Origin of the sequence: Enterobacter sp. MGH120, from assembly GCF_001037725.1 — a bacterium.
GTDB classification, from domain to species: domain Bacteria; phylum Pseudomonadota; class Gammaproteobacteria; order Enterobacterales; family Enterobacteriaceae; genus Enterobacter; species Enterobacter hormaechei_C.
Genome location: NZ_KQ089940.1, coordinates 63,653 through 86,771, shown reverse-complemented (window position 1 = coordinate 86,771; position 23,119 = coordinate 63,653). Strand labels below are relative to the sequence as shown.

At 55.5% G+C, this 23,119-nt stretch carries 23 protein-coding genes; 19 read left to right on the top strand and 4 right to left on the bottom strand.

What is annotated here, in order from left to right; all coding sequences use genetic code 11:
- Window position 1: 1 nt before the first annotated feature.
- Window positions 2-1,192, bottom strand: a complete 1,191-nt coding sequence (gene malE / locus SK54_RS00420; RefSeq protein WP_017382618.1) for a maltose/maltodextrin ABC transporter substrate-binding protein MalE — start codon at window positions 1,190-1,192, stop codon at window positions 2-4.
- Window positions 1,193-1,563: 371 nt separating this feature from the next.
- Between malE and malK the strand changes: the two genes are divergently transcribed.
- From malK to ubiA, 5 genes are all read left to right on the top strand, one after another.
- Window positions 1,564-2,673 (top strand): maltose/maltodextrin ABC transporter ATP-binding protein MalK, encoded by a 1,110-nt coding sequence (malK, locus tag SK54_RS00415; protein WP_003860329.1) that lies wholly within the window; start codon window positions 1,564-1,566, stop codon window positions 2,671-2,673.
- 42 nt (window positions 2,674-2,715) lie between these two features.
- Entirely contained in the window at window positions 2,716-4,023 is a 1,308-nt protein-coding gene (locus SK54_RS00410; protein ID WP_047728706.1) for a maltoporin, read from the top strand.
- Between the two features lie 114 nt (window positions 4,024-4,137).
- Window positions 4,138-5,076 (top strand): maltose operon protein MalM, encoded by a 939-nt coding sequence (gene malM, locus SK54_RS00405; protein WP_015570172.1) that lies wholly within the window; start codon window positions 4,138-4,140, stop codon window positions 5,074-5,076.
- Between the two features lie 172 nt (window positions 5,077-5,248).
- Window positions 5,249-5,746 (top strand): chorismate lyase, encoded by a 498-nt coding sequence (gene ubiC, locus SK54_RS00400; RefSeq protein ID WP_015570175.1) that lies wholly within the window; start codon window positions 5,249-5,251, stop codon window positions 5,744-5,746.
- Window positions 5,747-5,758: 12 nt separating this feature from the next.
- The gene (gene ubiA, locus SK54_RS00395; protein ID WP_015570176.1) at window positions 5,759-6,625 is read left to right on the top strand and encodes a 4-hydroxybenzoate octaprenyltransferase; all 867 of its coding nucleotides are present in this window, start codon (window positions 5,759-5,761) and stop codon (window positions 6,623-6,625) included.
- A gap of 92 nt (window positions 6,626-6,717) precedes the next feature.
- On the opposite strand, the gene plsB is transcribed toward ubiA, so the two are convergent.
- Window positions 6,718-9,138, bottom strand: a complete 2,421-nt coding sequence (plsB, locus tag SK54_RS00390; protein ID WP_003860322.1) for a glycerol-3-phosphate 1-O-acyltransferase PlsB — start codon at window positions 9,136-9,138, stop codon at window positions 6,718-6,720.
- 154 nt (window positions 9,139-9,292) lie between these two features.
- On the opposite strand from plsB, the gene SK54_RS00385 reads away from it, so the two are divergent.
- The 4 genes from SK54_RS00385 (at window position 9,293) to SK54_RS00370 (ending at window position 12,108) form a co-directional block, all read left to right on the top strand.
- Window positions 9,293-9,661 carry a diacylglycerol kinase gene (locus SK54_RS00385; RefSeq protein ID WP_017382619.1) on the top strand — a complete coding sequence of 123 codons (369 nt, stop codon included), beginning with the start codon at window positions 9,293-9,295 and terminating at the stop codon, window positions 9,659-9,661.
- A gap of 108 nt (window positions 9,662-9,769) precedes the next feature.
- A complete protein-coding gene (lexA, locus tag SK54_RS00380; protein WP_003860318.1) occupies window positions 9,770-10,378 on the top strand; it encodes a transcriptional repressor LexA in 609 nt (202 codons plus the stop codon).
- Between the two features lie 63 nt (window positions 10,379-10,441).
- Window positions 10,442-11,779 (top strand): MATE family efflux transporter DinF, encoded by a 1,338-nt coding sequence (dinF, locus tag SK54_RS00375; protein WP_032620641.1) that lies wholly within the window; start codon window positions 10,442-10,444, stop codon window positions 11,777-11,779.
- A gap of 119 nt (window positions 11,780-11,898) precedes the next feature.
- Complete coding sequence (locus SK54_RS00370; protein WP_003860314.1) at window positions 11,899-12,108, top strand: CsbD family protein; 210 nt, start codon at window positions 11,899-11,901, stop codon at window positions 12,106-12,108.
- 47 nt (window positions 12,109-12,155) lie between these two features.
- On the opposite strand, the gene zur is transcribed toward SK54_RS00370, so the two are convergent.
- Window positions 12,156-12,668, bottom strand: a complete 513-nt coding sequence (zur, locus tag SK54_RS00365; RefSeq protein WP_006810484.1) for a zinc uptake transcriptional repressor Zur — start codon at window positions 12,666-12,668, stop codon at window positions 12,156-12,158.
- Between the two features lie 117 nt (window positions 12,669-12,785).
- Here zur and SK54_RS00360 point away from each other — a divergent pair, with 117 nt between their 5' ends.
- The 4 genes from SK54_RS00360 (at window position 12,786) to pspG (ending at window position 16,210) form a co-directional block, all read left to right on the top strand.
- A complete protein-coding gene (locus SK54_RS00360) occupies window positions 12,786-13,274 on the top strand; it encodes a cupin domain-containing protein (RefSeq protein ID WP_017382621.1) in 489 nt (162 codons plus the stop codon).
- 192 nt (window positions 13,275-13,466) lie between these two features.
- Window positions 13,467-14,753 carry a conjugal transfer protein TraF gene (traF, locus tag SK54_RS00355; RefSeq protein WP_198920890.1) on the top strand — a complete coding sequence of 429 codons (1,287 nt, stop codon included), beginning with the start codon at window positions 13,467-13,469 and terminating at the stop codon, window positions 14,751-14,753.
- Between the two features lie 82 nt (window positions 14,754-14,835).
- On the top strand, window positions 14,836-15,831 hold the full coding sequence (gene dusA / locus SK54_RS00350; protein ID WP_015570180.1) for a tRNA dihydrouridine(20/20a) synthase DusA: 996 nt from the start codon (window positions 14,836-14,838) through the stop codon (window positions 15,829-15,831).
- Window positions 15,832-15,967: 136 nt separating this feature from the next.
- A complete protein-coding gene (gene pspG / locus SK54_RS00345; RefSeq protein ID WP_017382623.1) occupies window positions 15,968-16,210 on the top strand; it encodes an envelope stress response protein PspG in 243 nt (80 codons plus the stop codon).
- A gap of 184 nt (window positions 16,211-16,394) precedes the next feature.
- On the opposite strand, the gene SK54_RS00340 is transcribed toward pspG, so the two are convergent.
- Complete coding sequence (locus SK54_RS00340) at window positions 16,395-17,378, bottom strand: quinone oxidoreductase (protein WP_003860300.1); 984 nt, start codon at window positions 17,376-17,378, stop codon at window positions 16,395-16,397.
- Window positions 17,379-17,438: 60 nt separating this feature from the next.
- Here SK54_RS00340 and dnaB point away from each other — a divergent pair, with 60 nt between their 5' ends.
- The 6 genes from dnaB (at window position 17,439) to SK54_RS00310 (ending at window position 23,117) form a co-directional block, all read left to right on the top strand.
- A complete protein-coding gene (gene dnaB, locus SK54_RS00335) occupies window positions 17,439-18,851 on the top strand; it encodes a replicative DNA helicase (RefSeq protein ID WP_003860298.1) in 1,413 nt (470 codons plus the stop codon).
- A gap of 16 nt (window positions 18,852-18,867) precedes the next feature.
- Window positions 18,868-19,947, top strand: a complete 1,080-nt coding sequence (gene alr, locus SK54_RS00330; protein ID WP_023295763.1) for an alanine racemase — start codon at window positions 18,868-18,870, stop codon at window positions 19,945-19,947.
- A gap of 109 nt (window positions 19,948-20,056) precedes the next feature.
- Window positions 20,057-21,250: an aromatic amino acid transaminase gene (tyrB, locus tag SK54_RS00325; protein WP_017382625.1), complete on the top strand. Its 1,194-nt coding sequence runs from the start codon at window positions 20,057-20,059 to the stop codon at window positions 21,248-21,250.
- Between the two features lie 268 nt (window positions 21,251-21,518).
- Window positions 21,519-22,232 carry an acid phosphatase AphA gene (gene aphA, locus SK54_RS00320; protein ID WP_015570184.1) on the top strand — a complete coding sequence of 238 codons (714 nt, stop codon included), beginning with the start codon at window positions 21,519-21,521 and terminating at the stop codon, window positions 22,230-22,232.
- Window positions 22,233-22,344: 112 nt separating this feature from the next.
- On the top strand, window positions 22,345-22,761 hold the full coding sequence (locus SK54_RS00315; RefSeq protein ID WP_017382627.1) for a secondary thiamine-phosphate synthase enzyme YjbQ: 417 nt from the start codon (window positions 22,345-22,347) through the stop codon (window positions 22,759-22,761).
- Window positions 22,762-22,763: 2 nt separating this feature from the next.
- A complete protein-coding gene (locus SK54_RS00310; protein ID WP_039272020.1) occupies window positions 22,764-23,117 on the top strand; it encodes an MmcQ/YjbR family DNA-binding protein in 354 nt (117 codons plus the stop codon).
- Window positions 23,118-23,119: the final 2 nt, after the last annotated feature.

The following is a 23,119-nucleotide window of genomic DNA, read 5'->3' as shown; positions in this document are numbered from 1 at the left end:
CTTACTTAGTAATACGGCCCTGAGCATCTTTCAGTGCGGCATCGACAGTCTGGCGACCGCTTGCAGCGTTGATGACCGCGGTACGGGTGGCGTACCAAAACGCAGCCATCTGTGGGATGTTCGGCATGATTTCGCCTTTCTGGGCGTTATCCATGGTGGCCGCAATACGCGGATCTTTCGCCAGCTGATCCTGGAAGGATTTCAGCGCAACGGCGCCCAGCGGCTTGTCCTTGTTCACTTCATCCAGACCCTGATCGGTCAGCAGGTAGTTTTCGAGGAACTCTTTCGCCAGCTCTTTGTTCGGGCTGGCGGCGTTGATGCCTGCGCTCAGCACGCCCACGAACGGTTTAGACGGCTTGCCGTTGAAGGTTGGCAGCAGGGTCACGCCGTAGTTGATTTTGCTCTTGTCGATGTTGGTCCAGGCCCACGGACCATTGATGGTCATCGCGGTTTCGCCTTTGTTGAACGCCGCTTCCGCGATGGAGTAGTCGGTATCCGCATTCATGTGTTTGTTCTTGATGAGGTCAACCAGGAAGGTCAGACCCGCTTTCGCACCTGCGTTGTCCACGCCCACGTCTTTCACGTCATATTTGCCGTTTTCAAACTTGAACGCGTAACCGCCGTCGGCAGCAATCAGCGGCCAGGTGAAGTACGGCTCTTGCAGGTTGAACATCAGGGCGGATTTACCTTTCGCCTTCAGCTCTTTATCCAGAGCAGGGATCTCTTCCCAGGTCTTCGGCGGGTTTGGCACCAGGTCTTTGTTGTAAATCAGGGACAGCGCTTCAACCGCGATTGGGTAAGCGATCAGCTTGCCGTTATAGCGAACGGCGTCCCAGGTGAACGGGAACAGTTTGTCCTGGAAGGCTTTGTCTGGCGTAACTTCTGCCAGCAGGCCAGACTGCGCGTAGCCCCCGAAACGGTCATGCGCCCAGAAGATAATGTCCGGACCATCGCCAGTTGCCGCAACCTGCGGGAACTTCTCTTCCAGTTTGTCCGGGTGTTCTACGGTGACTTTGATACCGGTGTCTTTCTCGAATTTTTTGCCCACTTCGGCCAGACCGTTATAGCCCTTGTCGCCGTTAATCCAGATAACCAGCTTACCTTCTTCAATTTTGGCGAGAGCCGGTGCGGAAATCATCATTGCTGCGAGGGCGGACAATGCGAAAACGCGTGCGCCAGTCTTGATCTTCATATCTGCCATCCTTTATTGGTGATGTGCTCGTGGATACATAAGGTGGTTCAACGTGACTCAGTCTCCTTATTTGACATCCTCTTTCCATCCTCCCAGTCCCTACGCCCCACCCCCTGTTTGTGTGATCCCTGTAACATAAATTTAAGTTATGAGTGCTGGCGCACATAAAAACCCACTGAATTTTGCAGGCCGCTTCACGATTTTCGCCTCAGCCCCTCCGCTGCGGTCGCAGAGCCTGCTCTCTCATCCTCCCGCCTCCTCCCCCATAAAAAAGCCGGGGGGTGGAGGATTCACGAAAGTAATGGAACACGCATAGTGAACTTATCTTGAATGTTTCTGTCGGTGACAGGTTGTAACGAAGGGAGAAGGGCATGGCGAGCGTACAGCTGCGTAATGTAACGAAAGCCTGGGGCGACGTAGTGGTGTCAAAAGACATCAATCTGGACATCCACGAAGGTGAGTTTGTGGTGTTCGTGGGTCCATCAGGCTGTGGTAAATCGACTCTGCTGCGTATGATTGCCGGTCTTGAAACCATCACCAGTGGCGATTTATTTATTGGTGATACCCGAATGAACGACATCCCGCCAGCTGAACGCGGCGTGGGCATGGTGTTCCAGTCTTATGCCCTTTATCCGCATCTTTCCGTTGCCGAGAACATGTCCTTTGGCCTGAAGCTGGCCGGCGCGAAAAAAGAGACCATTAACCAGCGCGTCACCCAGGTGGCGGAAGTGCTCCAGCTGGCACATCTGCTGGAGCGTAAACCGAAGGCGCTCTCCGGTGGTCAGCGTCAGCGTGTGGCGATCGGCCGTACGCTGGTGGCCGAGCCGCGCGTGTTCCTGCTCGATGAACCGCTTTCTAACCTGGATGCCGCCCTGCGCGTCCAGATGCGTATCGAAATCTCCCGTCTGCACAAACGGCTTGGACGCACGATGATTTACGTCACCCACGATCAGGTCGAAGCGATGACGCTGGCCGACAAAATCGTGGTGCTGGACGCCGGTCGCGTGGCGCAGGTGGGCAAACCGCTGGAGCTGTATCACTACCCGGCAGACCGCTTTGTTGCGGGCTTCATTGGCTCGCCAAAGATGAACTTCCTGCCCGTAAAAGTGACCGCGACGGCAATCGAACAGGTACAGGTGGAGCTGCCAAACCGTCAGCAAGTCTGGCTGCCGGTCGACAGCGCCAACGTACAGGTGGGGGCCAATATGTCCCTCGGTATCCGCCCTGAGCATTTACTGCCGAGCCACATCGCTGATGTGACGCTGGAAGGTGAAGTTCAGGTCGTCGAACAGCTTGGTCACGAAACACAGATTCATATCCAGATCCCCGCCATCCGTCAGAACCTGGTCTACCGCCAGAATGACGTGGTGTTGGTAGAAGAGGGTGCCACATTCGCTATCGGTTTGCCGCCAGAGCGTTGCCATCTGTTCCGTGAGGATGGCACTGCATGTCGTCGGTTGCACAAAGAGCCAGGCGTTTAAGCATTCCAATTACAAAGAAAAGCAATGATCTCAGGAGATAGAATAATGATTACTCTGCGCAAAGTCCCTCTGGCTGTCGCCATTGCGGCAGGCATCCTGTCTGCCCAGGCGGGCGCCGTAGACTTTAAAGGTTATGCTCGTTCCGGCATTGGCTGGACCGGAAGTGGCGGTGAACAACAATGTTTCCAGGCAACAGGCGCACAAAGTAAATACCGTCTCGGTAACGAATGTGAAACCTACGCCGAACTGAAACTGGGCCAGGAAGTGTGGAAAGAAGGCGACAAGAGCTTCTATTTCGACACCAACGTAGCGTACTCCGTTTCTCAACAGAATGACTGGGAATCCACCAGCCCGGCCTTCCGTGAAGCTAACGTGCAGGGTAAAAACCTGATTGAATGGCTGCCAGGCTCTACCATCTGGGCCGGTAAGCGCTTCTATCAGCGTCATGACGTACACATGATCGACTTCTACTACTGGGATATCTCTGGTCCTGGTGCCGGTATTGAAAACATCGATCTGGGCTTTGGTAAACTCTCTCTGGCAGCGACCCGTTCTTCTGAGTCCGGCGGTTCTGCAACCTTCGCCGATCGTGATGCGGACGGCGACCGTGTTTATGACAATATTGTACCAAACGATGTCTTCGACGTTCGCTTAGCCGGTCTGGAAACCAACCCGGGCGGTACGCTGGAGCTGGGCGTTGACTACGGTCATACCAACATTCCTGACGACTACTACCTGCAACCTGGCGCCTCTAAAGATGGCTGGCTGTTCACCGCTGAACACACCCAGAGCATGATGAAAGGCTTCAACAAGTTCGTACTGCAATACGGTACGGATTCCATGACCTCTAACGGTAAAGGTATTCCACAGGGCGGCAGCATCGATAACGACGGCTCTATGTGGCGCGTGCTGGATCACGGTGCAATCACCCTGGCAGACCGTTGGGACCTGATGTACGTCGGTATGTACCAGAACATCGATCGTGACAACAACAACGGTACCGAGTGGTGGACCGTGGGTGTTCGTCCAATGTTCAAATGGACGCCGATCATGAGCACCTTGCTGGAAGTGGGCTACGACAACGTTAAGTCTCAGAAAACTGACGACAAAAACAGCCAGTACAAAATCACCCTGGCACAGCAATGGCAGGCAGGCGACAGCATCTGGTCCCGTCCGGCTATCCGTGTCTTCGCAACCTACGCGAAGTGGGATGAGAAATGGGGCTACGCGAACAACGGCGATACGGGCTACACCTCTGGCGTAGCGTATAGCGACACCTCCGCGAAAACCTTCAGCCGTGGCGACAACGATGAGTGGACCTTCGGCGCCCAGATGGAAATCTGGTGGTAATTCGTCAAGCCTGACGTAATGACCTGAAAAGAGGGGCGCAAGCCCCTCTCTCCTTAGGGTGCTGCGCGCTATTGCCTGGCCACCGCAGTGCTCACGCTATCAGAGGTAATAACAATGAAAATGAAGAAAAGTCTCGTCGCGCTGTGCCTCTCTGCGGGGCTGTTGGCCTGTGCGCCTGCGGTCACCTTTGCAGATGTGAATTTTGTTCCTCAAAATACCAGCGCTGCGCCAGCTATTCCGGCTGCGGCACTTCAGCAACTGGTGTGGACGCCAGTTGATCAATCGAAAACACAAACTACCCAGCTTTCAGCGGGGGGCCAGTCACTGAACGTGCCGGGTATCAGCGGTCCGGTCGCGGCTTTCAGCGTGCCGGCGAATATCGGCGAGCTGACCCTGACGTTGACCAGTGAAGTCAATAAACAGACCAGCGTCTTCGCGCCTAACGTGCTGATCCTCGATCAGAACATGACGCCATCCGCGTTCTTCCCAAGCGACTATTTCAGCTATCAGGAGCCTGGCGTCATGAGTGCCGATCGGCTGGAAGGCGTTATGCGCCTGACGCCAGCCCTGGGTCAGCAGAAGATTTATGTCCTGGTGTTCACGACTGAAAAAGATCTGCAACAGACAACGAAGCTTGTTGACCCGGCAAAAGCCTATGCGAAAGGCACGGGGAACTCTGTCCCGGATATTCCGGACCCGCTTGCCCGTCATACTACCGATGGTCTGATCAAGCTGAAAGTCTCCACCAACAGCGCCTCCAGCGTACTCGTAGGCCCGCTGTTTGGCTCATCTGGCCCGGGTCCGGTAACGGTGGGTAATACTGCCGCGCCTGTGTACGCCGCGCCAGCCGCAGCCCCGGCCGCAGCCCCGGCCCCGGCGAAAAAAGCCGAGCCCGTGCTTAACGATACTGAAACTTACTTTAACAACGCCATCAAGCAGGCGGTTAAAAACGGCGATGTCGATAAAGCGCTGAAACTGCTTGATGAAGCCGAGCGTTTAGGTTCAACCACTGCCCGTTCCACCTTTATCAGCAGTGTAAAAGGCAAGGGGTAACCGTCTCCCCACAGTGCTGATTTTGTTAGTCGTTTAGTGCGCCTTCACGGGCGCACTTTTTTTGGCTAAGTTGCACCATTGTTGCGATAGTGATCGCTAAATTTGGTTTGTCCGTCCTCATTTTGCCAATCTGCGATACAATGCCTTTACTTTATGTATCGGAGAGTCTGGCATGTCACACCCCGCGCTAACGCAGCTGCGTGCGCTACGCTATTTCGACCAAATACCCGCGCTTGACCCGGAGCAACTGGACTGGCTGCTGCTGGAAGATTCCATGACAAAACGTTTTGAGCAACAGGGTAAAACGGTCACGGTGACGATGATTCAGGAAGGGTTTGTCTCGCCTGCGGAGATTGCCAGCGAGCTGCCGCTGCTGCCGCAGGAAGAACGCTACTGGCTGCGTGAAATTTTACTGTGTGCCGATGGCGAGCCGTGGCTTGCCGGGCGGACGGTGGTTCCTGAGTCTACACTTTCCGGGCCGGAGCTGGCATTGCAACGCCTCGGCAAAACGCCCCTGGGGCGCTATCTGTTCACCTCGTCTGAACTGACCCGTGATTTTATTGAAATTGGTTGCGATGCCGATTTGTGGGGGCGCCGTTCCCGCCTTCGTTTGAGTGGCAAGCCGTTAATACTGACGGAACTCTTTTTGCCTGCATCGCCGTTGTACTAAGAGGGAGAAAAAATGGAGTGGAGTCTGACGCAGAATAAGCTGCTGGCCTATCACCGCCTGATGCGTACTGATAAACCCATTGGCGCGCTACTGCTGCTGTGGCCGACCTTATGGGCGCTGTGGGTTGCCACGCCGGGCGTGCCGCCGCTGTGGATCCTGGCGGTGTTTGTGGCGGGCGTCTGGCTGATGCGCGCTGCGGGCTGTGTGGTTAACGACTATGCTGACCGGAAATTTGATGGACATGTTAAGCGCACCGCGAATCGTCCTCTGCCGAGCGGTCAGGTGACCGGGAAAGAGGCGCGCATTCTGTTCGTGGTGCTGGTGCTGCTCTCATTCATGCTGGTGTTAACCCTTAACACCATGACCATTCTGCTGTCAGTTGCTGCTCTGGCGCTGGCCTGGGTTTACCCGTTCATGAAGCGATACACCCATCTGCCGCAGGTGGTATTGGGTGCGGCATTTGGCTGGTCGATTCCCATGGCGTTTGCCGCGGTCAGCGAGTCCGTTCCGCTCAGCTGCTGGCTGATGTTCCTGGCGAATATTCTCTGGGCCGTTGCGTACGATACCCAATACGCGATGGTCGATCGCGATGACGATCTCAAGATTGGCATCAAATCGACGGCGATCCTGTTTGGTCGTCACGACAAACTTATCATCGGCATATTGCAGGTGGCGGTGCTGGCGCTGATGGTGGCGATTGGTCGCCTGAACGGGCTGAACTGGGAGTTTTACTGGTCCGTACTGGTGGCGGGGCTGCTGTTTGCGTATCAGCAGAAGCTGATCGCGAAGCGCGAGCGTGAAGCCTGCTTTAAAGCGTTTCTGAATAATAACTACGTCGGGCTGGTGCTGTTTCTGGGCCTGGCGATGAGTTACTGGTGATAAAAAAGCCGGGTGGCGGCTTCGCCTTACCCGGCCTACGATTTAGCGGAACATATAGGCCGGGTAAGCGTTAGCGCCACCCGGCTTTAGCATCATTCGCCCTGCGTCGAACTCTCAATCGTCAAACGCACATCCGCGGTAATCAGCTCTGCCAGCATCTGGTAAACCTTCATCGTCTCTTCCGGCTCGGCATCGCCCGTATCGCTAATGTACCCTTCGTCGCGCAGCGTCAGCACCAGGGAGCTGAATACCGCTTTGTCGAAGAATTCCGGGGCGTTAATGCCATGCAGAACGGAAAGGCGCTGGGCCAGCGTCCGGCTCTCTTTTTCCAGCGTACCGCGGTTGATGGACGGATTTGCACTCAGCAACCAGAAGGTAATGGCGTAGCGCTGCAACGTCTCACGCGCACCGGAAGCCAGAAGCTGCAAGGTACGGGAACGTGACGGATTGATATGCAGTTCATCATCACTGATGGTAATCAGCCCCTGACGATGCATCTCTGCCGTCATTTTATCGAGCTCTGCCGCCAGTTCATCCTTACTCCAGCGCAGGAACAGCTCCGCTTTCAGCATTGGGTAGATGGCCTGAATATGGCGCAGCAGCTCCTGACGCGAAATCCGGCGGTGCTGGGTAATAATGGCCGCCATCAGCGACGGCAGCATCAGCATGTGCGTGATGTTATTGCGGTAGTAGGTCATCAGCACGGCCTGCTCGCGCGGCAGAATGATGATGTCACCAATCGTATCTTTCTCGACTTCGAACTTGTTCATCTGCAACGCGTGATCGATCAGCTCGCTGGCGGTGGCAGACGGCACGGTCGAATCAACGGAATACGGCACGTTGCGCATGATATCCAGGTAGCAGTCAATCTGCTCGGTCAGCTGTTCGCGGGTCAGTGAACGCTGGCGGGAGGCCAGAAGCGCAGTACAACACAGGTTCATGGCGTTTGCCGCACCAGCATTGTTGATGCGTACCATCAGCTCGGATGCAATGCCGTTGACCGTTGGCGTCAGCCAGGCCGGACGTACCGCTTCGATAGGATCGATAGACTCGCGCCACTCCGGAACATGATGGTTCAGATATGTCATCAGCGGCAGGGGCTCGCCAAAGTTCACGTAGCCCTGGCCGAGGTTGCGCAGTTTACTCAGTCCACGCAGCATCTGCGGCAGACTCTCTTTCTCTTTGGTCGCACCGCGCAGCTCTTTCGCGTAGGTGCCCACCTCCATCACGTGTTCATAACCGATGTAAATAGGCACCAGCGTGATAGGACGCGTACCGCCACGCAGCATGGCCTGAATGGTCATCGACAGCGTGCCGGTCTTCGGATCGAGCAGACGACCGGTACGCGAGCGACCGCCTTCAACAAAGTACTCCACGGAATAACCGCGGCTGAACAGCTCGCCCAGATACTCCCTGAAGACGGTGGAGTAAAGCTTGTTACCCTTAAAGGTACGACGAATAAAGAACGCACCCAGACGGCGGAAAATCGGGCCTGCTGGCCAGAAGTTCAGGTTGATACCGGCAGCAATATGCGGCGGCACCAGCCCCTGGTGATAGAGCACGTAAGAGAGCAACAGGTAGTCCATGTGGCTGCGGTGGCAGGGCACATAGACAATCTCGTGGCCGTCGTGCGCTAACTGACGTACGCGCTCGGCGTTGTGGACGTTAATCCCCTGATAGAGGCGGTTCCACGTGAAGCCAAGGATACGGTCAGAGAGGCGAATCATCTCGTAGGAGAAATTCGCGGCGATCTCTTCCATCAGCGCTATCGCGTTCTGCTGAGCTTTCTCGTGCGAAATTTTCTTGCTGCGCGCTTCGTCTTCTACGGCACGGGCAATCGCTTTGGAAGCCAGCAGCTTGTTGAACAAATCCTGACGTGCCGGGAGACGTGGTCCAACGGCCGCCAGACGCTGACGTGCAAAGTGCATACGCGCAACGCGCGCCAGCTTTTGCGCAATGATTTTGTCAGTGCCGTGTTCATCCGCCATGCGGCGCAGTGAAACGGAAGGTGAGAAGCGGACAAAGCTGTCGCGTCCTAGCCAGGAGACGGCGAAGAACTTCTGAATGCCGTTGAGCATACGCAGCGGCGGGTTCTCTTCCCCTTTTTCGCGCCCCGGACGACGGCCAAACATCACCGACACCGGCACCATCTGCACGTCCAGATCGGGGTTGCTGCGGTGCAGATCGAGGTAATCATGGAACAGCTTAATGGACTCTTCTTTCGGCGTGTAATAGGTGAACACGCGCGGCCCGCCATGGATGAACACGTAGCGCGGCAGCAGCGTACCGTCGACTTCCAGCGGTTCAAGCGGGTCAGGTAAATCGTGCGCCAGACATTGAGCGCGAAGCGTCAGCAGGTCTGCCTTCGAGTTATAAGGCAAAACGTACATAATAGGGCGCGACGTATCGAGCCCTAATTCCAGCGCAGGTTCTGCTGGGATAGACTTACTTTTTACCAGGACGCTTAATGGTAAATTAAGTAATTTGTAGTAAATTCGTGGCCAGCCGGACATAAACGATGTAAAGCCTCTGGTTAATAATGCAATTGCGGCGCAAGGATAACAGAAAGCGCGCAAAATTTCTGTTGTTACCCGTCATACTTCAGGTTGCAGCAAAACGCGCTGCGGCTTTAGTTACAGACGCTATTTATCATAAAAGGTTCTTTTAATGGCCAATAATACCACTGGGTTAACTCGAATCATTAAAGCTGCCGGTTATTCATGGAAAGGTTTCCGCGCGGCATGGGTTAATGAAGCCGCTTTCCGCCAGGAAGCGGTTGCCGCAATCGTTGCCGTTGTCATCGCCTGCTTCCTTGATGTTGATGCTATCACCCGCGTACTGCTCATCGGATCTGTCCTTCTGGTGATGATAGTGGAAATTCTGAATAGCGCTATTGAGGCCGTAGTTGATCGAATCGGGTCGGAATTCCATGAACTGTCTGGCCGGGCGAAAGACATGGGTTCCGCTGCCGTACTGCTGGCGATTATCACTGCGGCGATCACCTGGGTCACGCTGCTTTGGTCGCATTTCCGATGAGCCTCGAGGAATAATTAAGTCCCTGGTTTTTTGTGCAGTTTTTGGTTCCAAAATCGCCTTTGACTGTATATACTCACAGCATAACTGTATATACACCCAGGGGGCGGTATGAAAGCGTTAACGACCAGGCAGCAAGAGGTGTTTGATCTCATTCGGGATCATATCGGCCAGACGGGTATGCCACCCACGCGTGCAGAAATTGCGCAGCGTCTGGGCTTCCGTTCTCCTAATGCTGCCGAAGAGCACCTTAAAGCGCTGGCGCGTAAGGGCGTGATTGAGATTGTTTCCGGCGCCTCACGCGGCATTCGTCTGCTTGTGGAAGAAGAGAGCGGTATTCCGCTGGTGGGCCGCGTTGCCGCAGGTGAACCTCTGCTGGCGCAGCAGCACATCGAAGGGCACTATCAGGTTGACCCAGGCATGTTCAAGCCGAGCGCCGATTTCCTGCTGCGCGTTAGCGGAATGTCCATGAAAGATATCGGTATTCTGGATGGCGATCTGCTGGCGGTACACAAAACGCAGGATGTGCGTAACGGGCAAGTCGTGGTGGCGCGCATTGATGATGAAGTGACGGTTAAGCGCCTGAAAAAACAAGGCAATACCGTGCAGCTTCTGCCTGAAAATAATGAATTCTCCCCGATTGTGGTGGATCTCCGCGAGCAGAGCTTCTCTATTGAAGGGCTGGCGGTCGGCGTTATCCGCAACGGTGAATGGCTGTAATCTCTTCCTGACAGGCTGTAGTTCCTCTACAGCCTGGCCTGTTTTCTGATTCCGGTAATTTCCATGGCATTGCTAACTTCTGCCGATAAGGCGTTGTGGCGTCTTGCGCTACCGATGATTTTTTCCAATATTACCGTTCCTCTGCTGGGGCTGGTGGATACGGCGGTTATCGGGCATCTCGATTCGCCGAATTATCTTGGCGGCGTCGCGATCGGCGCAACGGCGACCAGCTTCCTCTTTATGCTGCTGCTTTTTCTGCGCATGAGTACGACAGGCCTGACGGCCCAGGCGTATGGTGCAAAAGATCCCCTGCGTCTGGCGCGTGCGCTGGTTCAGCCGCTCATTCTGGCATTCGGTGCCGGCGCGTTAATCGTTCTGTTGCGTACGCCGCTGATTGATCTTGCGCTCCATATTGTAGGCGGCAGCGATGCCGTACTGGAACAGGCCCGGCGGTTCCTCGAAATTCGCTGGCTCAGCGCGCCCGCTTCACTGGCAAACCTGGTCCTGCTGGGCTGGCTGCTGGGCGTGCAGTACGCCCGCGCGCCGGTGATCCTACTGGTGGTGGGCAACCTGCTTAATATTGTGCTCGATCTCTGGCTGGTGATGGGGCTGCACATGAACGTCCGGGGCGCGGCGCTGGCCACGGCGATTGCCGAGTACGGTACGCTGCTGATCGGTTTGGGGATGGTCTGGCGCGTGCTGGCGATGCGCGGTATCACCCTGGATCTGCTGAAATCGGCCTGGCGCGGCAACATTCGTAAGCTGCTGGCGCTTAATCGCGACATCATGCTCCGTTCGCTTCTGCTGCAACTCTGCTTTGGTGCATTAACCGTTTTTGGTGCGCGTCTTGGGCCTGAGATCGTTGCCGTCAACGCAGTGCTTATGACATTACTGACCTTTACCGCTTACGCGCTGGATGGTTTTGCTTACGCCGTGGAGGCGCATTCAGGGCAGGCCTATGGCGCGCGTGAAAGCGGCCAGTTACGTGAAGTCTGGCGTGCTGCCTGTCGTCAGGCGGGCCTGGTAGCGCTGGTCTTTGCTCTGGTGTACGCCTGTTTTGGTGGGCATATTGTCGCGCTACTCACCTCGTTGCCCGCGCTACGTGAGCTGGCCGATCGCTACATCCTCTGGCAGGTAGTATTACCGGTGGTGGGCGTGTGGTGCTATTTGCTGGACGGCATGTTTATTGGTGCGACGCGAGGGGCGGAGATGCGCAACAGCATGGCCGTCGCGGCGGCGGGGTTCGGCCTGACGCTGCTAACCCTGCCGTATCTCGGCAATCATGGTCTGTGGCTGGCGCTGGCGGTGTTTCTCTCACTGCGTGGCCTTTCGCTGGCCGTTATCTGGCATCGTCACTGGCGAAACAATACCTGGTTTCCAGCCCCGCACGATATATCGTAACGGTTAAAGATTCCGAATATAAAAACAACTGCCGAATCCTTAACTACAATAATAATCACGTCCAGCAGAAAAGAACGAAGCGGACGATACTCATAGACGCTTAACACGAGGACACGATTATGAATAAAGACGAAATCGGCGGCAACTGGAAGCAATTCAAAGGTAAAGCGAAAGAACAGTGGGGTAAGCTGACAGATGACGATATGACCGTCATTGAAGGTAAGCGCGATCAGCTGGTAGGTAAAATCCAGGAGCGCTACGGTTACGAAAAAGATCAGGCGGAAAATGAAGTCAAAGACTGGGAAACCCGTAACGACTACCGCTGGTAACCGGCACTATCCCCAAGGGCGGCCCTGAGCCGCCTTTTTCTTTGGCTTTAACGCGGCTTTTTCTTCACCAGGATAGAGTGATCGTGCTGACAGGCATCCTGATGGCGGCATGACTCAACCTCCACGCAGGCAGAACATAAGCCGTGGGCTTCAATCACGTTATGGCGCAGCGCAAAGCCCATTCTGGCTGCCAGCGTATGCATAATATCTTCCACACCTTCCGCACACTCTTCCTTCACCACACCACAGCGATCGCAGATAAACATGGCGGACGTGTGAGTTGGCTGGTCAAAAAGATGGCACAGCACATAGCTGTTTGTTGATTCCACTTTATGCACAAACCCTTGCTCCAGCAGAAAATCCAGCGCCCGATAAACGGTCGGCGGTTTTGCCTGCGGCTCGCTTTCACGCAGCAGATCGAGCAGATCGTAGGCGCTGATGGCACCCTGTTGCAGGCTCATCAGACGCAGTACCTCAAGGCGCTGCGGGGTCAGGCGCACATTGCGTTGCGCGCACAGCTTTTCAGCTTGCGCTAACAGCTCTTTTGTGGACTTGTCCATCGGGCACCTCGGATATGGTAAGGGGTGAAAACATTCACTTTATCATGTTCTGCTAAAAACACCGAGATCCGCCAGGCTGTGCTATACCTGACGCATCGCAAATCAGGAGATCGCAAAATGAAAAGACCTGACTGTATTCGGCACTGGCGGGACGTGGAAGGCGCTGATGACGCAACGTATCCTGACAGTAACGAACGTTTTTCTGTTGGCGCGCCGCTGGCCCGCAGGCTGGGTCTCGGCCGCATTGGTATTCACCATGAACGGCTGCCACCCGGACGCCGTACGTCTTATCCGCATGCGGAAAGCGACGAAGAGGAGTTTGTTTACGTTCTGGAGGGTTACCCTGAGGCCTGGATCAATGGCTATTTATGGAAGCTCGAACCCGGAGACAGCGTGGGATTTCCAGCCGGGACGGGCGTGTGTCATACCTTTATCAACAATACCGATGAAGAGGTGCGCTTACTGGTGGTGGGTGAGGCCAATAAAAAACATAACCGCATCTACTATCCGCTCAATCCGGTGTATGCCGCGACGCGCGAAGACCGCTGGGTCGACCATCCGCCTCAGTTTTTTGGGCCGCACGATGGAAAACCTGGGCGAAAATAATTTCCTCTTCTATAAATATTGATGGTCGTCACATATTACAACAGGCCGGGATGGAATTTAACTTAAGGAAATAGCGGGTCTTTTTGCACTTATTCACAGCAATAGTTCGTTCCTGTTTGGGTGATAACAGACAGGGTTAACTAATAACAAACTATTTACGAGCACACTGTGAAAAAACATTTTAAATTTTCGATGGTTAGCATCGCTGTCTCCTTTTTTATGGCAAATCAGGCGGGAGCAGCCAATACCTGGACGGAAGCGCGTAGCGACGCAATGGGCGGAACGGGTGTCGCGGCAGGGAGCTATGGCAGCGGGGCGTTAATCAACCCCGCGTTACTGGCAAAATCTAAGCCAGAGGATGATGTGACGGTCATTTTGCCGTCCGTTGGCGTGCAGGTGACCGATGAAGACAATCTTCAGGACGAGATTGATACCATTAACGACAAAATCAATCATTACAAGGATGTGGTTGATAGTCTGACCCCCATTGAAGTTATCACCAATCCATTAGGTTCGATCAATCAGTTCCAGGGCGCAGCGAAAGATCTCGCTGATGAACTGGACTACCTGAAAGGCAAGACCGCACACGCCACCGCAGGGGCGGGGATTGCCGTCAGTATCCCTAACGATATTCTTTCCGTGGCCTTTATGGCAAAAGGCTATGCCCATGGCCGGGTCAGCTCTTCAATCGATCAGCAGGACATTGATTATCTGCGCGGTATACAACGAAGCGATGCGGTGGCTGCCGGTGTGGCGCTGGATGCCGCGCTAAACGGTACCGATCAGATCACCAAAAACCTTAACTCTACGGCGTCTGGTCGGGCGGCGATTGTGTCCGACTACGGTATTGCGGTGGCCCGTCAGTTCGATCTTGGCGGCGTTCCGGTTTCCGTTGGCGTCACGCCGAAGTTGCAAAAAACCTGGCTCTATAACTACACCACTTCAATCTACGATTACGACAGTAATAAGTGGAACGACAGCCGCTACCGTACCGACGACACTGGCTTCAACGTCGATGCCGGTATTGCTGCTGATTTCGGTGAAAACTGGACGGTCGGCGTGAGCGGGCAAAACCTGATGTCGCGCGATATCGATACCAAAGATATCCGCATCCGCAACGGGCGTACGGGAGAGGTGGTGAGTTATAAAGACACTTATCAGATCCGTCCGCTGGTCACTGCCGGGGCCGCCTGGCACAACGATCTGGTCACGCTGACCGCAGATGGCGATCTGACCGAAACCAAGGGCTTTAAAAGCGAAGACACCTCCCAGTACGTTGGCGTCGGTGCCGAAGTCACGCCACTGAGCTGGCTGGCAGTACGTGCCGGTTATCGTGCGGATATGAAAGGGAACGACAGCAACGTCTTTACCGGCGGTGTCGGTTTCGCGCCGTTCAACTCCGTCCACGTTGACCTGATGGGGCTTTATGGCGAAGACGAGACCTGGGGTGCAGGGGCACAGTTGAGCATGACGTTCTAAAGTACACCGGAGGCGCTGCGCCTCCGGCTTTTCTTTGTGCTATAGTAGCGCCCCTTTTCCACCAGATGCTTAAAACTTCGCCATGTCGTCAGAATTCCAGACCGCTTTCCCTGCACACCGTTTCTCCATTGCGCCAATGCTCGACTGGACGGACAGACACTGCCGCTATTTCCTGCGTCAGCTCTCCCGCCATACGCTGCTGTACACCGAAATGGTCACTACCGGCGCAATTATTCACGGCAAGGGCGATTATCTGGCGTACAGCGAAGAGGAGCATCCGGTTGCGCTGCAACTGGGTGGCAGCGATCCGGCTGCGCTGGCGCAGTGCGCGAAGCTGGCTGAAGAACGCGGCTATGACGAGATTAACCTCAACGTCGGTTGCCCGTCCGACCGTGTGCAAAACGGTATGTTCGGCGCGTGTCTGATGGGTAATGCACATCTGGTGGCGGACTGTATCAAAGCGATGCGCGACGTCGTCTCTATCCCGGTTACGGTCAAAACCCGTATCGGCATAGACGACCAGGACAGCTACGAGTTTCTGTGTGATTTCATCAACACCGTATCAGGGAAGGGTGAATGCGAGATGTTTATCATCCACGCCCGTAAAGCCTGGCTCTCTGGCCTCAGCCCGAAAGAAAACCGCGAGATCCCGCCGCTGGACTACCCGCGCGTGTACCAGCTAAAACGCGACTTCCCGCACCTGACCATGTCGATCAACGGCGGTATTACGTCGCTGGACGAGGCCAAAGCGCATCTCGAACATATGGATGGCGTGATGGTCGGACGCGAGGCGTATCAGAATCCGGGCATTCTGGCGACGGTTGACCGGGAAATCTTTGGCGTTGACGGTGCTGACACCGATCCCGTGGCAGTAGTGCGCGCCATGTATCCGTACATTGAGCGCGAGCTGAGTCATGGTACGTATCTGGGCCACATTACCCGCCATATGCTTGGCCTGTTCCAGGGCATTCCTGGTGCGCGGCAGTGGCGTCGTTATCTCAGCGAAAACGCGCATAAGGCCGGTGCGGATATTGAGGTCCTGGAACACGCGCTGCGTCTGGTTGCGGATAAACGTTAAATTTCGCTAAAAGATGGTCAAATACGCCACGCCCTGCAACACATTGCGGGGCGTTTTGCTTTCAGAACAACGACTTATTTTTGGCATGTTTCTTGTAACGATCGCAGCATCATTCGGGAACTCGTGGGAGAGCACCATGCTGGAACTACTTTTTGTGATTGGCTTCTTTATCATGCTGATGGTCACGGGCGTATCGCTGCTCGGTATCCTGGCCGCGCTCGTCGTGGCCACGGTGGTGATGTTTGTTGGCGGTTTATTTGCCCTGACGATTAAACTCTTGCCGTGGTTACTTCTGGCGATTGCGGTGGTATGGGCGATACGGGCGATTAAATCACCAAAACTGCCCACTTATCAGCGTAATAACCGCTTCCGTTACTAAGGTATTGAGGTGTACGTCACATACCTGCAACTTTTCCGGCAGCAATCCTTAGAACAGAATAGGATTTACTTATCGAATCTGTCACTATGGCTGCCGCTAAAGAATTCATCGAGCTGTACCCTACATACAGCCGAACTAAAAAAAGAAAGGGCTTCCCACGGGAAGCCCAATTTCTTTTTATGGCTCAGGGAATTAACAGACTTGATCCCTGCGTTGCCCGGCTCTCCAGCACCTCATGCGCGCGCTGCGCATCGGTCAGCGGATATTTCTGCGCCTCTGCCACATCCACTTTAATTACCCCACTGGCGATCAGCGAGAACAGCTCGTTGCTGGCTTCCTCAAGTTCTTCCCGGTTGGTGATGTAACCTTGCAGGGAAGGGCGAGTGACATATAGCGACCCTTTCTGATTCAGAATGCCCAGGTTGACGCCGGTGACTGCCCCGGAGGCGTTACCGAAGCTCACCATCAGCCCGCGACGTTGCAGGCAGTCCAGCGAAGATTCCCAGGTGTCTTTCCCCACCGAGTCATACACCACGCGGACCTTTTTGCCGCCAGTGATCTCTTTCAGCCGCTCAACGATGCTCTCTTCCCGGTAGTTGATCACCTGCCATGCGCCCGCGTCCAGCGCGCGCTGCGCTTTTTGCGCGCTGCCTGTGGTGCCGATCAGCTTCGCGCCCAGGGCTTTCGCCCACTGGCAGGCAATCAGCCCCACGCCACCTGCGGCTGCGTGAAACAGGAACTGCTCGTCAGGCTTAATTTCGTAGGTTTTGCGCAGCAGATAATAGACCGTCAGCCCTTTCAGGAATGAGGCGGCAGCCTGCTCGAAGCCGATCGCATTTGGCAGAAGCGCCGCTTTCTCGGCCGGAACGTTATGGATGGAGCTGTAAGCGCCCAGCGCCGACTGCGCGTACACCACGCGATCGCCTTCCTTAATGTGCTTAACCGCGCTGCCCACTTTGCTGACGATACCGGCCGCCTCGGTGCCCAGTCCGCTTGGCATCGACGGAGGCGGATAGAGGCCGCCGCGAATATAGGTATCGATGTAGTTAATGCCGATCGCTTTGTTTTCCACCTGGATTTCGTTCTCGCCAGGCGCAGCGGGGGTAAATTCCACCGCTTTGAGTACGTCAGGGCCACCATGCTTGTGAAATTCAATACGTGTTGCCATGCTTCCTCCAGAATGTGGTAATCTTTCGACCCACTCTTTATCTCGGTAACTCCATTCACTATGGCAGGAAACAAACCCTTCAACAAACAGACTGAACCTCGTGAGCGTGATTATCAGGTCGCCGGGTTAAAAGTCCCGCCGCACTCGATTGAAGCGGAACAGTCGGTGTTGGGCGGTTTAATGCTGGATAACGAACGCTGGGACGACGTCGCCGAGCGCGTTGTCGCGGAAGACTTCTATACCCGCCCGCACCGCCACATCTTTACGGAAATGGCGCGTTTGCAGGAGTCGGGCAGCCCTATCGACCTGATTACGCTCGCAGAATCGCTGGAGCGTCTGGGACAGCTCGACAGCGTCGGCGGATTTGCCTATCTGGCAGAACTGTCAAAAAACACGCCAAGTGCCGCGAACATCAGCGCTTACGCTGATATCGTTCGTGAACGTGCCGTTGTCCGCGAGATGATCTCGGTGGCGAATGAGATCGCCGAGGCCGGTTTCGATCCCCAGGGGCGCACCAGCGAAGATCTGCTCGACCTGGCGGAATCCCGCGTCTTTAAAATCGCCGAAAGCCGTGCGAACAAAGACGAAGGCCCGAAAAATATCGCCGATGTGCTCGACGCCACGGTTGCGCGTATTGAGCAGCTTTTCCAGCAGCCGCACGATGGCGTGACGGGGGTGAACACCGGTTATGACGATCTCAACAAGAAAACGGCAGGTCTTCAGCCATCGGATTTGATTATCGTCGCGGCGCGTCCGTCGATGGGTAAAACGACATTTGCGATGAACCTCGTCGAAAACGCGGCGATGTTGCAGGATAAGCCGGTGCTTATCTTCAGTCTTGAGATGCCCTCTGAACAGATCATGATGCGTTCTCTGGCGTCCCTGTCGCGTGTGGATCAGACCCGCATCCGTACCGGCCAGCTGGACGATGAGGACTGGGCGCGGATCTCGGGCACCATGGGGATTTTGCTGGAAAAACGGAACATCTATATCGATGACTCCTCCGGCCTGACGCCGACGGAAGTGCGTTCCCGCGCGCGCCGTATCGCCCGTGAACACGGTGGCATCGGCCTTATCATGATCGACTACCTTCAGCTGATGCGCGTTCCGTCGCTTTCCGACAACCGTACGCTGGAGATTGCCGAGATTTCCCGCTCGCTCAAGGCGTTAGCAAAAGAGCTGCACGTGCCGGTGGTGGCGCTATCGCAGCTTAACCGCTCTCTGGAACAACGTGCAGACAAGCGCCCGGTCAACTCCGACCTGCGTGAATCCGGCTCCATCGAGCAGGATGCCGACTTAATCATGTTCATCTACCGTGATGAGGTTTATCACGAGAACAGCGATCTGAAAGGGATCGCCGAAATTATTATTGGTAAGCAACGTAACGGCCCCATCGGTACGGTACGTCTGACCTTTAACGGCCAGTGGTCGCGTTTCGACAACTATGCCGGTCCTCAATATGATGATGAGTAATTTCTAAGGAATTCAAATGCAAGCGGCAACTGTTGTTATTAACCGCCGCGCTCTGCGACACAACCTGCAACGTCTGCGAGAACTGGCGCCCGCCAGTCAGCTCGTTGCAGTCGTGAAAGCGAACGCTTACGGACACGGTCTTCTTGAGACCGCGCGAACGCTCCCCGATGCCGACGCTTTTGGCGTCGCCCGTCTCGAAGAAGCTCTCCGCCTGCGCGCAGGTGGAATTACACAACCGATACTGCTCCTGGAAGGCTTTTTTGAAGCCTCGGACCTGCCGACCATTGCCGATCAGCACCTGCACACGGCGGTGCATAACGAAGAACAGCTGGCCGCGCTGGAAACGGCTGAACTGAGCGAGCCGGTCACCGTCTGGATGAAGCTCGACACGGGCATGCACCGTCTGGGCGTGCGGCCGGAAAGCGCGGAGGCGTTTTATCAGCGTCTGAGTCAGTGCAAAAATGTGCGTCAGCCAGTGAATATCGTCAGCCACTTTGCCCGCGCCGATGAGCCTGAATGCGGCGCAACGGAACAGCAGCTTGATATCTTCAACACCTTCTGCGAAGGCAAACCGGGGATGCGCTCCATTGCGGCGTCCGGCGGGATCCTGCTATGGCCGCAGTCGCACTTCGACTGGGCGCGTCCGGGCATCATTCTTTATGGCGTTTCGCCGCTGGAGAACAAACCCTGGGGGCCGGACTTTGGCTTTAAGCCGGTTATGTCGCTGGTTTCAAAGCTGATTGCCGTGCGTGAGCACAAAGCGGGAGAGCCGGTGGGTTACGGCGGCACCTGGACCAGCGAGCACGACACGCGTCTTGGCGTGGTGGCGATGGGCTACGGCGACGGCTATCCCCGCGCCGCGCCAACTGGGACGCCGGTGCTGGTCAATGGACGCGAAGTCAAGATTGTCGGTCGCGTGGCGATGGACATGATTTGTGTTGATCTTGGGCCCGACGCGCAGGATAAAGCGGGGGACGATGCGGTGATGTGGGGTGAAGGCCTGCCGGTAGAGCGTATTGCTGAAATAACAAAAGTGAGTGCTTACGAACTTATCACGCGCCTTACTTCAAGGGTCGCAATGAAATACGTCGACTAAGCATGAGCGGGATGCGATGCATCCCGCTTCTGTTAACATCCCCTCGATCTTCTTCCGCTTCCGGTTTATTGTTGAATGCCCTGCCTCATAATAATCCGGAGAACATCGCGTGTTTCAGAAAGTAGACGCCTACGCCGGCGACCCTATCCTCTCCTTGATGGAGCGTTTCAAAGAAGATCCTCGCAGCGACAAAGTGAACCTCAGCATTGGTCTTTACTACAACGAAGACGGCATCATTCCTCAGTTGAAAGCCGTTGCCGAAGCTGAAGCGCGTCTGAACGCAACCCCGCACGGTGCTTCGCTTTATCTGCCGATGGAAGGATTAAACACCTACCGCAACACTATCGCGCCGCTGCTGTTTGGTGCGGACCACGCGGTGCTCGCGCAAAAGCGCGTGGCGACTATCCAGACGCTGGGTGGCTCGGGTGCGCTGAAGGTAGGCGCAGATTTCCTGAAAAAGTACTTCCCGGATTCCGGCGTGTGGGTCAGCGACCCGACGTGGGAAAACCACGTTGCGATCTTCGAGGGCGCGGGCTTTAAGGTGGCGACCTATCCGTGGTTCGACAGCGAAACCAACGGCGTGCGCGTTGATGCGCTGCTGGAAAAACTGAACACCCTGCCGGAGCGCAGTATCGTATTGCTGCATCCGTGCTGCCATAATCCGACCGGTGCGGACCTCACCAATGCCCAGTGGGATGCGGTGATCGAGATACTGAAGGCGCGTAACCTGATCCCGTTCCTCGACATCGCCTATCAGGGCTTTGGCGCGGGCATGGAGGAAGACGCCTATGCCATTCGCGCGATTGCCAGCGCGGGGCTTCCCGCTCTGGTCAGCAACTCGTTCTCAAAAATCTTCTCCCTGTACGGCGAGCGCGTTGGCGGCCTGTCCGTGGTGTGTGAAGACGCCGAAGCCGCGGGACGCGTACTCGGTCAGCTGAAAGCGACGGTCCGCCGTATCTACTCCAGCCCGCCGAACTTTGGTGCGCAGGTGGTGGCGACAGTTCTCGGTGACGAAACGCTGAAAGCGTCCTGGCTTGCGGAAGTGGAAGCGATGCGTAAGCGCATCCTGTCGATGCGTCAGGAACTGGTTAACGTCCTGAAAGAGGCCGTGCCTGGGCATAACTTTGATTATCTTCTCAAGCAACGCGGGATGTTCAGCTACACCGGACTGAGCGCAGCGCAGGTCGATCGCCTGCGCGAAGAGTTCGGTGTCTACCTGATCGCCAGCGGCCGTATGTGCGTGGCGGGTCTGAATGCCAGCAACGTCCAGCGCGTGGCGCAGGCGTTTGCATCCGTAATGTAAGCATTCACTTACTTGCATACTGTATGTAGGCCGGGTAAGGCGTAGCCGCCACCCGGCTTTTTTGTTCGCGTCGGTGCCAGTCATTGCCCGGTGGCGCTTCGCTTACCGGACCTACACGTTTCTTCTGCGCTTTGTGATCGTCTTCTTTTTATTCAGCCCCATAAGTAAAAACTCCTTTCCTTCCCCTACCGCTGGGGTTATGGTCGGATAGTTTTTTGACCATCCGCTCAAAATAAAAAGATAACAAACTGAATATTCAGGGGAAAATATGCGCAAGATCACACTGGCGCTCAGCGCCGCCTGCTTATTGTTCTCGCTTAATAGCGCCGTTGTTGCACGGGCTTCTGCACCCACGCCGCTTTACACCGGCACCACCGCCGCCATTCTTGCCGAACAGGCCCCCATTCACTGGGTTTCAGTGGCACAAATCGAAAATAGCCTGACGGGTCGCCCGCCGATAGCCGTGGGCTTCGATATTGACGATACCGTTCTCTTCTCCAGCCCCGGTTTCTGGCGCGGCAAAAAAACGTACTCCCCGGACAGCGAAGCCTATCTGAAAAACCCGGAATTCTGGGAAAAGATGAACAACGGCTGGGATGAGTTCAGTATCCCGAAAGAGGTTGCCCGCGCGCTGATCGCCATGCACGTAAAGCGCGGCGACAGCATTTACTTCGTGACCGGACGTAGCCAGACCAAAACCGAAACCGTCTCGAAAACGCTACAGGATGATTTCCTGATCCCGGCGGCCAGCATGAACCCGGTCATTTTTGCCGGGGACCACGAAGGGCAAAACACCAAAACCCAGTGGCTGGAAAAGAAAAATATCAAAGTGTTCTACGGGGATTCAGATAACGACATCACCGCGGCGCAAGACGTGGGAGCCAGAGGCATCAGGGTGTTACGCGCCTCGAACTCCACCTACCGACCGCTGCCGATGGCCGGAAAATTTGGTGAAGAGGTGATCGTTAACTCTGAATACTGACGCATTAACGGCGGGGTGAATGCTTTTTTAATCAAATCTCGCTGCGCGGGTTTTACCTTTCGCTTTCTTGCTGCACACTTAGAAAGATTCACCTTTCATAATGGAGCAGCACATGTGGTACCAACAGACCCTGACCTTAAGCGCTAAACCACGCGGATTTCACCTTGTGACGGACGAAGTCATCGGGCAAATCCGCGACCTGTCGCGCGTCAAAACGGGTTTACTGCATCTGCTGCTTCAGCACACGTCCGCCTCTCTCACGCTCAATGAAAATTGCGATCCCACCGTCCGGTCCGACATGGAGCACCATTTTCTGAAGAGCGTCCCGGATAACGCCCCGTATGAGCATGATTACGAGGGGGCGGACGATATGCCTTCGCACATCAAATCCTCTTTGCTGGGCGTCTCGCTGATGCTGCCGGTCCACAACGGACGGCTACAGCTGGGAACGTGGCAGGGGATCTGGCTGGGAGAACATCGCATTCACGGTGGTTCGCGTAAAATTATCGCAACGCTACAAGGGGAATAAAGATGACAATTTCGGAGATACTTCAGTACTGCATGAACAAGCCGGGTGCGGAACAAAGCGTTCACAGCGACTGGAAAGCCACGCAGATCAAAGTGGGTGATGTGCTGTTCGCGATGGTGAAAGAGGTGGATGCGCGGCCTGCGGCATCACTGAAAACCAGTCCGGAACTGGCCGACTTACTGCGCCAGCAGCACGATGATGTCAGGCCAAGTAAGCATCTGAATAAAGCGCACTGGAGTACGGTGTTTCTCGACGGCTCGCTGCCAGATTCGCAAATTTACTACCTGGTGGATGCGTCGTATCTACAGGCGGTTGAACTGCTGCCGGAAACGATCCGACAGCAGCTCTCCGTGTGACG

What these genes read in the sequence shown, in the direction of transcription:
- malE (WP_017382618.1), bottom strand. Translation starts at nt 1,192, where the DNA reads ATGAAGATCAAGACTGGCGCACGCGTTTTCGCATTGTCCGCCCTCGCA.
- malK (WP_003860329.1), top strand. Translation starts at nt 1,564, where the DNA reads ATGGCGAGCGTACAGCTGCGTAATGTAACGAAAGCCTGGGGCGACGTA.
- malM (WP_015570172.1), top strand. Translation starts at nt 4,138, where the DNA reads ATGAAAATGAAGAAAAGTCTCGTCGCGCTGTGCCTCTCTGCGGGGCTG.
- ubiC (WP_015570175.1), top strand. Translation starts at nt 5,249, where the DNA reads ATGTCACACCCCGCGCTAACGCAGCTGCGTGCGCTACGCTATTTCGAC.
- ubiA (WP_015570176.1), top strand. Translation starts at nt 5,759, where the DNA reads ATGGAGTGGAGTCTGACGCAGAATAAGCTGCTGGCCTATCACCGCCTG.
- plsB (WP_003860322.1), bottom strand. Translation starts at nt 9,138, where the DNA reads ATGTCCGGCTGGCCACGAATTTACTACAAATTACTTAATTTACCATTA.
- SK54_RS00385 (WP_017382619.1), top strand. Translation starts at nt 9,293, where the DNA reads ATGGCCAATAATACCACTGGGTTAACTCGAATCATTAAAGCTGCCGGT.
- lexA (WP_003860318.1), top strand. Translation starts at nt 9,770, where the DNA reads ATGAAAGCGTTAACGACCAGGCAGCAAGAGGTGTTTGATCTCATTCGG.
- dinF (WP_032620641.1), top strand. Translation starts at nt 10,442, where the DNA reads ATGGCATTGCTAACTTCTGCCGATAAGGCGTTGTGGCGTCTTGCGCTA.
- SK54_RS00370 (WP_003860314.1), top strand. Translation starts at nt 11,899, where the DNA reads ATGAATAAAGACGAAATCGGCGGCAACTGGAAGCAATTCAAAGGTAAA.
- zur (WP_006810484.1), bottom strand. Translation starts at nt 12,668, where the DNA reads ATGGACAAGTCCACAAAAGAGCTGTTAGCGCAAGCTGAAAAGCTGTGC.
- SK54_RS00360 (WP_017382621.1), top strand. Translation starts at nt 12,786, where the DNA reads ATGAAAAGACCTGACTGTATTCGGCACTGGCGGGACGTGGAAGGCGCT.
- traF (WP_198920890.1), top strand. Translation starts at nt 13,467, where the DNA reads ATGGTTAGCATCGCTGTCTCCTTTTTTATGGCAAATCAGGCGGGAGCA.
- dusA (WP_015570180.1), top strand. Translation starts at nt 14,836, where the DNA reads ATGTCGTCAGAATTCCAGACCGCTTTCCCTGCACACCGTTTCTCCATT.
- pspG (WP_017382623.1), top strand. Translation starts at nt 15,968, where the DNA reads ATGCTGGAACTACTTTTTGTGATTGGCTTCTTTATCATGCTGATGGTC.
- SK54_RS00340 (WP_003860300.1), bottom strand. Translation starts at nt 17,378, where the DNA reads ATGGCAACACGTATTGAATTTCACAAGCATGGTGGCCCTGACGTACTC.
- dnaB (WP_003860298.1), top strand. Translation starts at nt 17,439, where the DNA reads ATGGCAGGAAACAAACCCTTCAACAAACAGACTGAACCTCGTGAGCGT.
- alr (WP_023295763.1), top strand. Translation starts at nt 18,868, where the DNA reads ATGCAAGCGGCAACTGTTGTTATTAACCGCCGCGCTCTGCGACACAAC.
- aphA (WP_015570184.1), top strand. Translation starts at nt 21,519, where the DNA reads ATGCGCAAGATCACACTGGCGCTCAGCGCCGCCTGCTTATTGTTCTCG.
- SK54_RS00315 (WP_017382627.1), top strand. Translation starts at nt 22,345, where the DNA reads ATGTGGTACCAACAGACCCTGACCTTAAGCGCTAAACCACGCGGATTT.
- SK54_RS00310 (WP_039272020.1), top strand. Translation starts at nt 22,764, where the DNA reads ATGACAATTTCGGAGATACTTCAGTACTGCATGAACAAGCCGGGTGCG.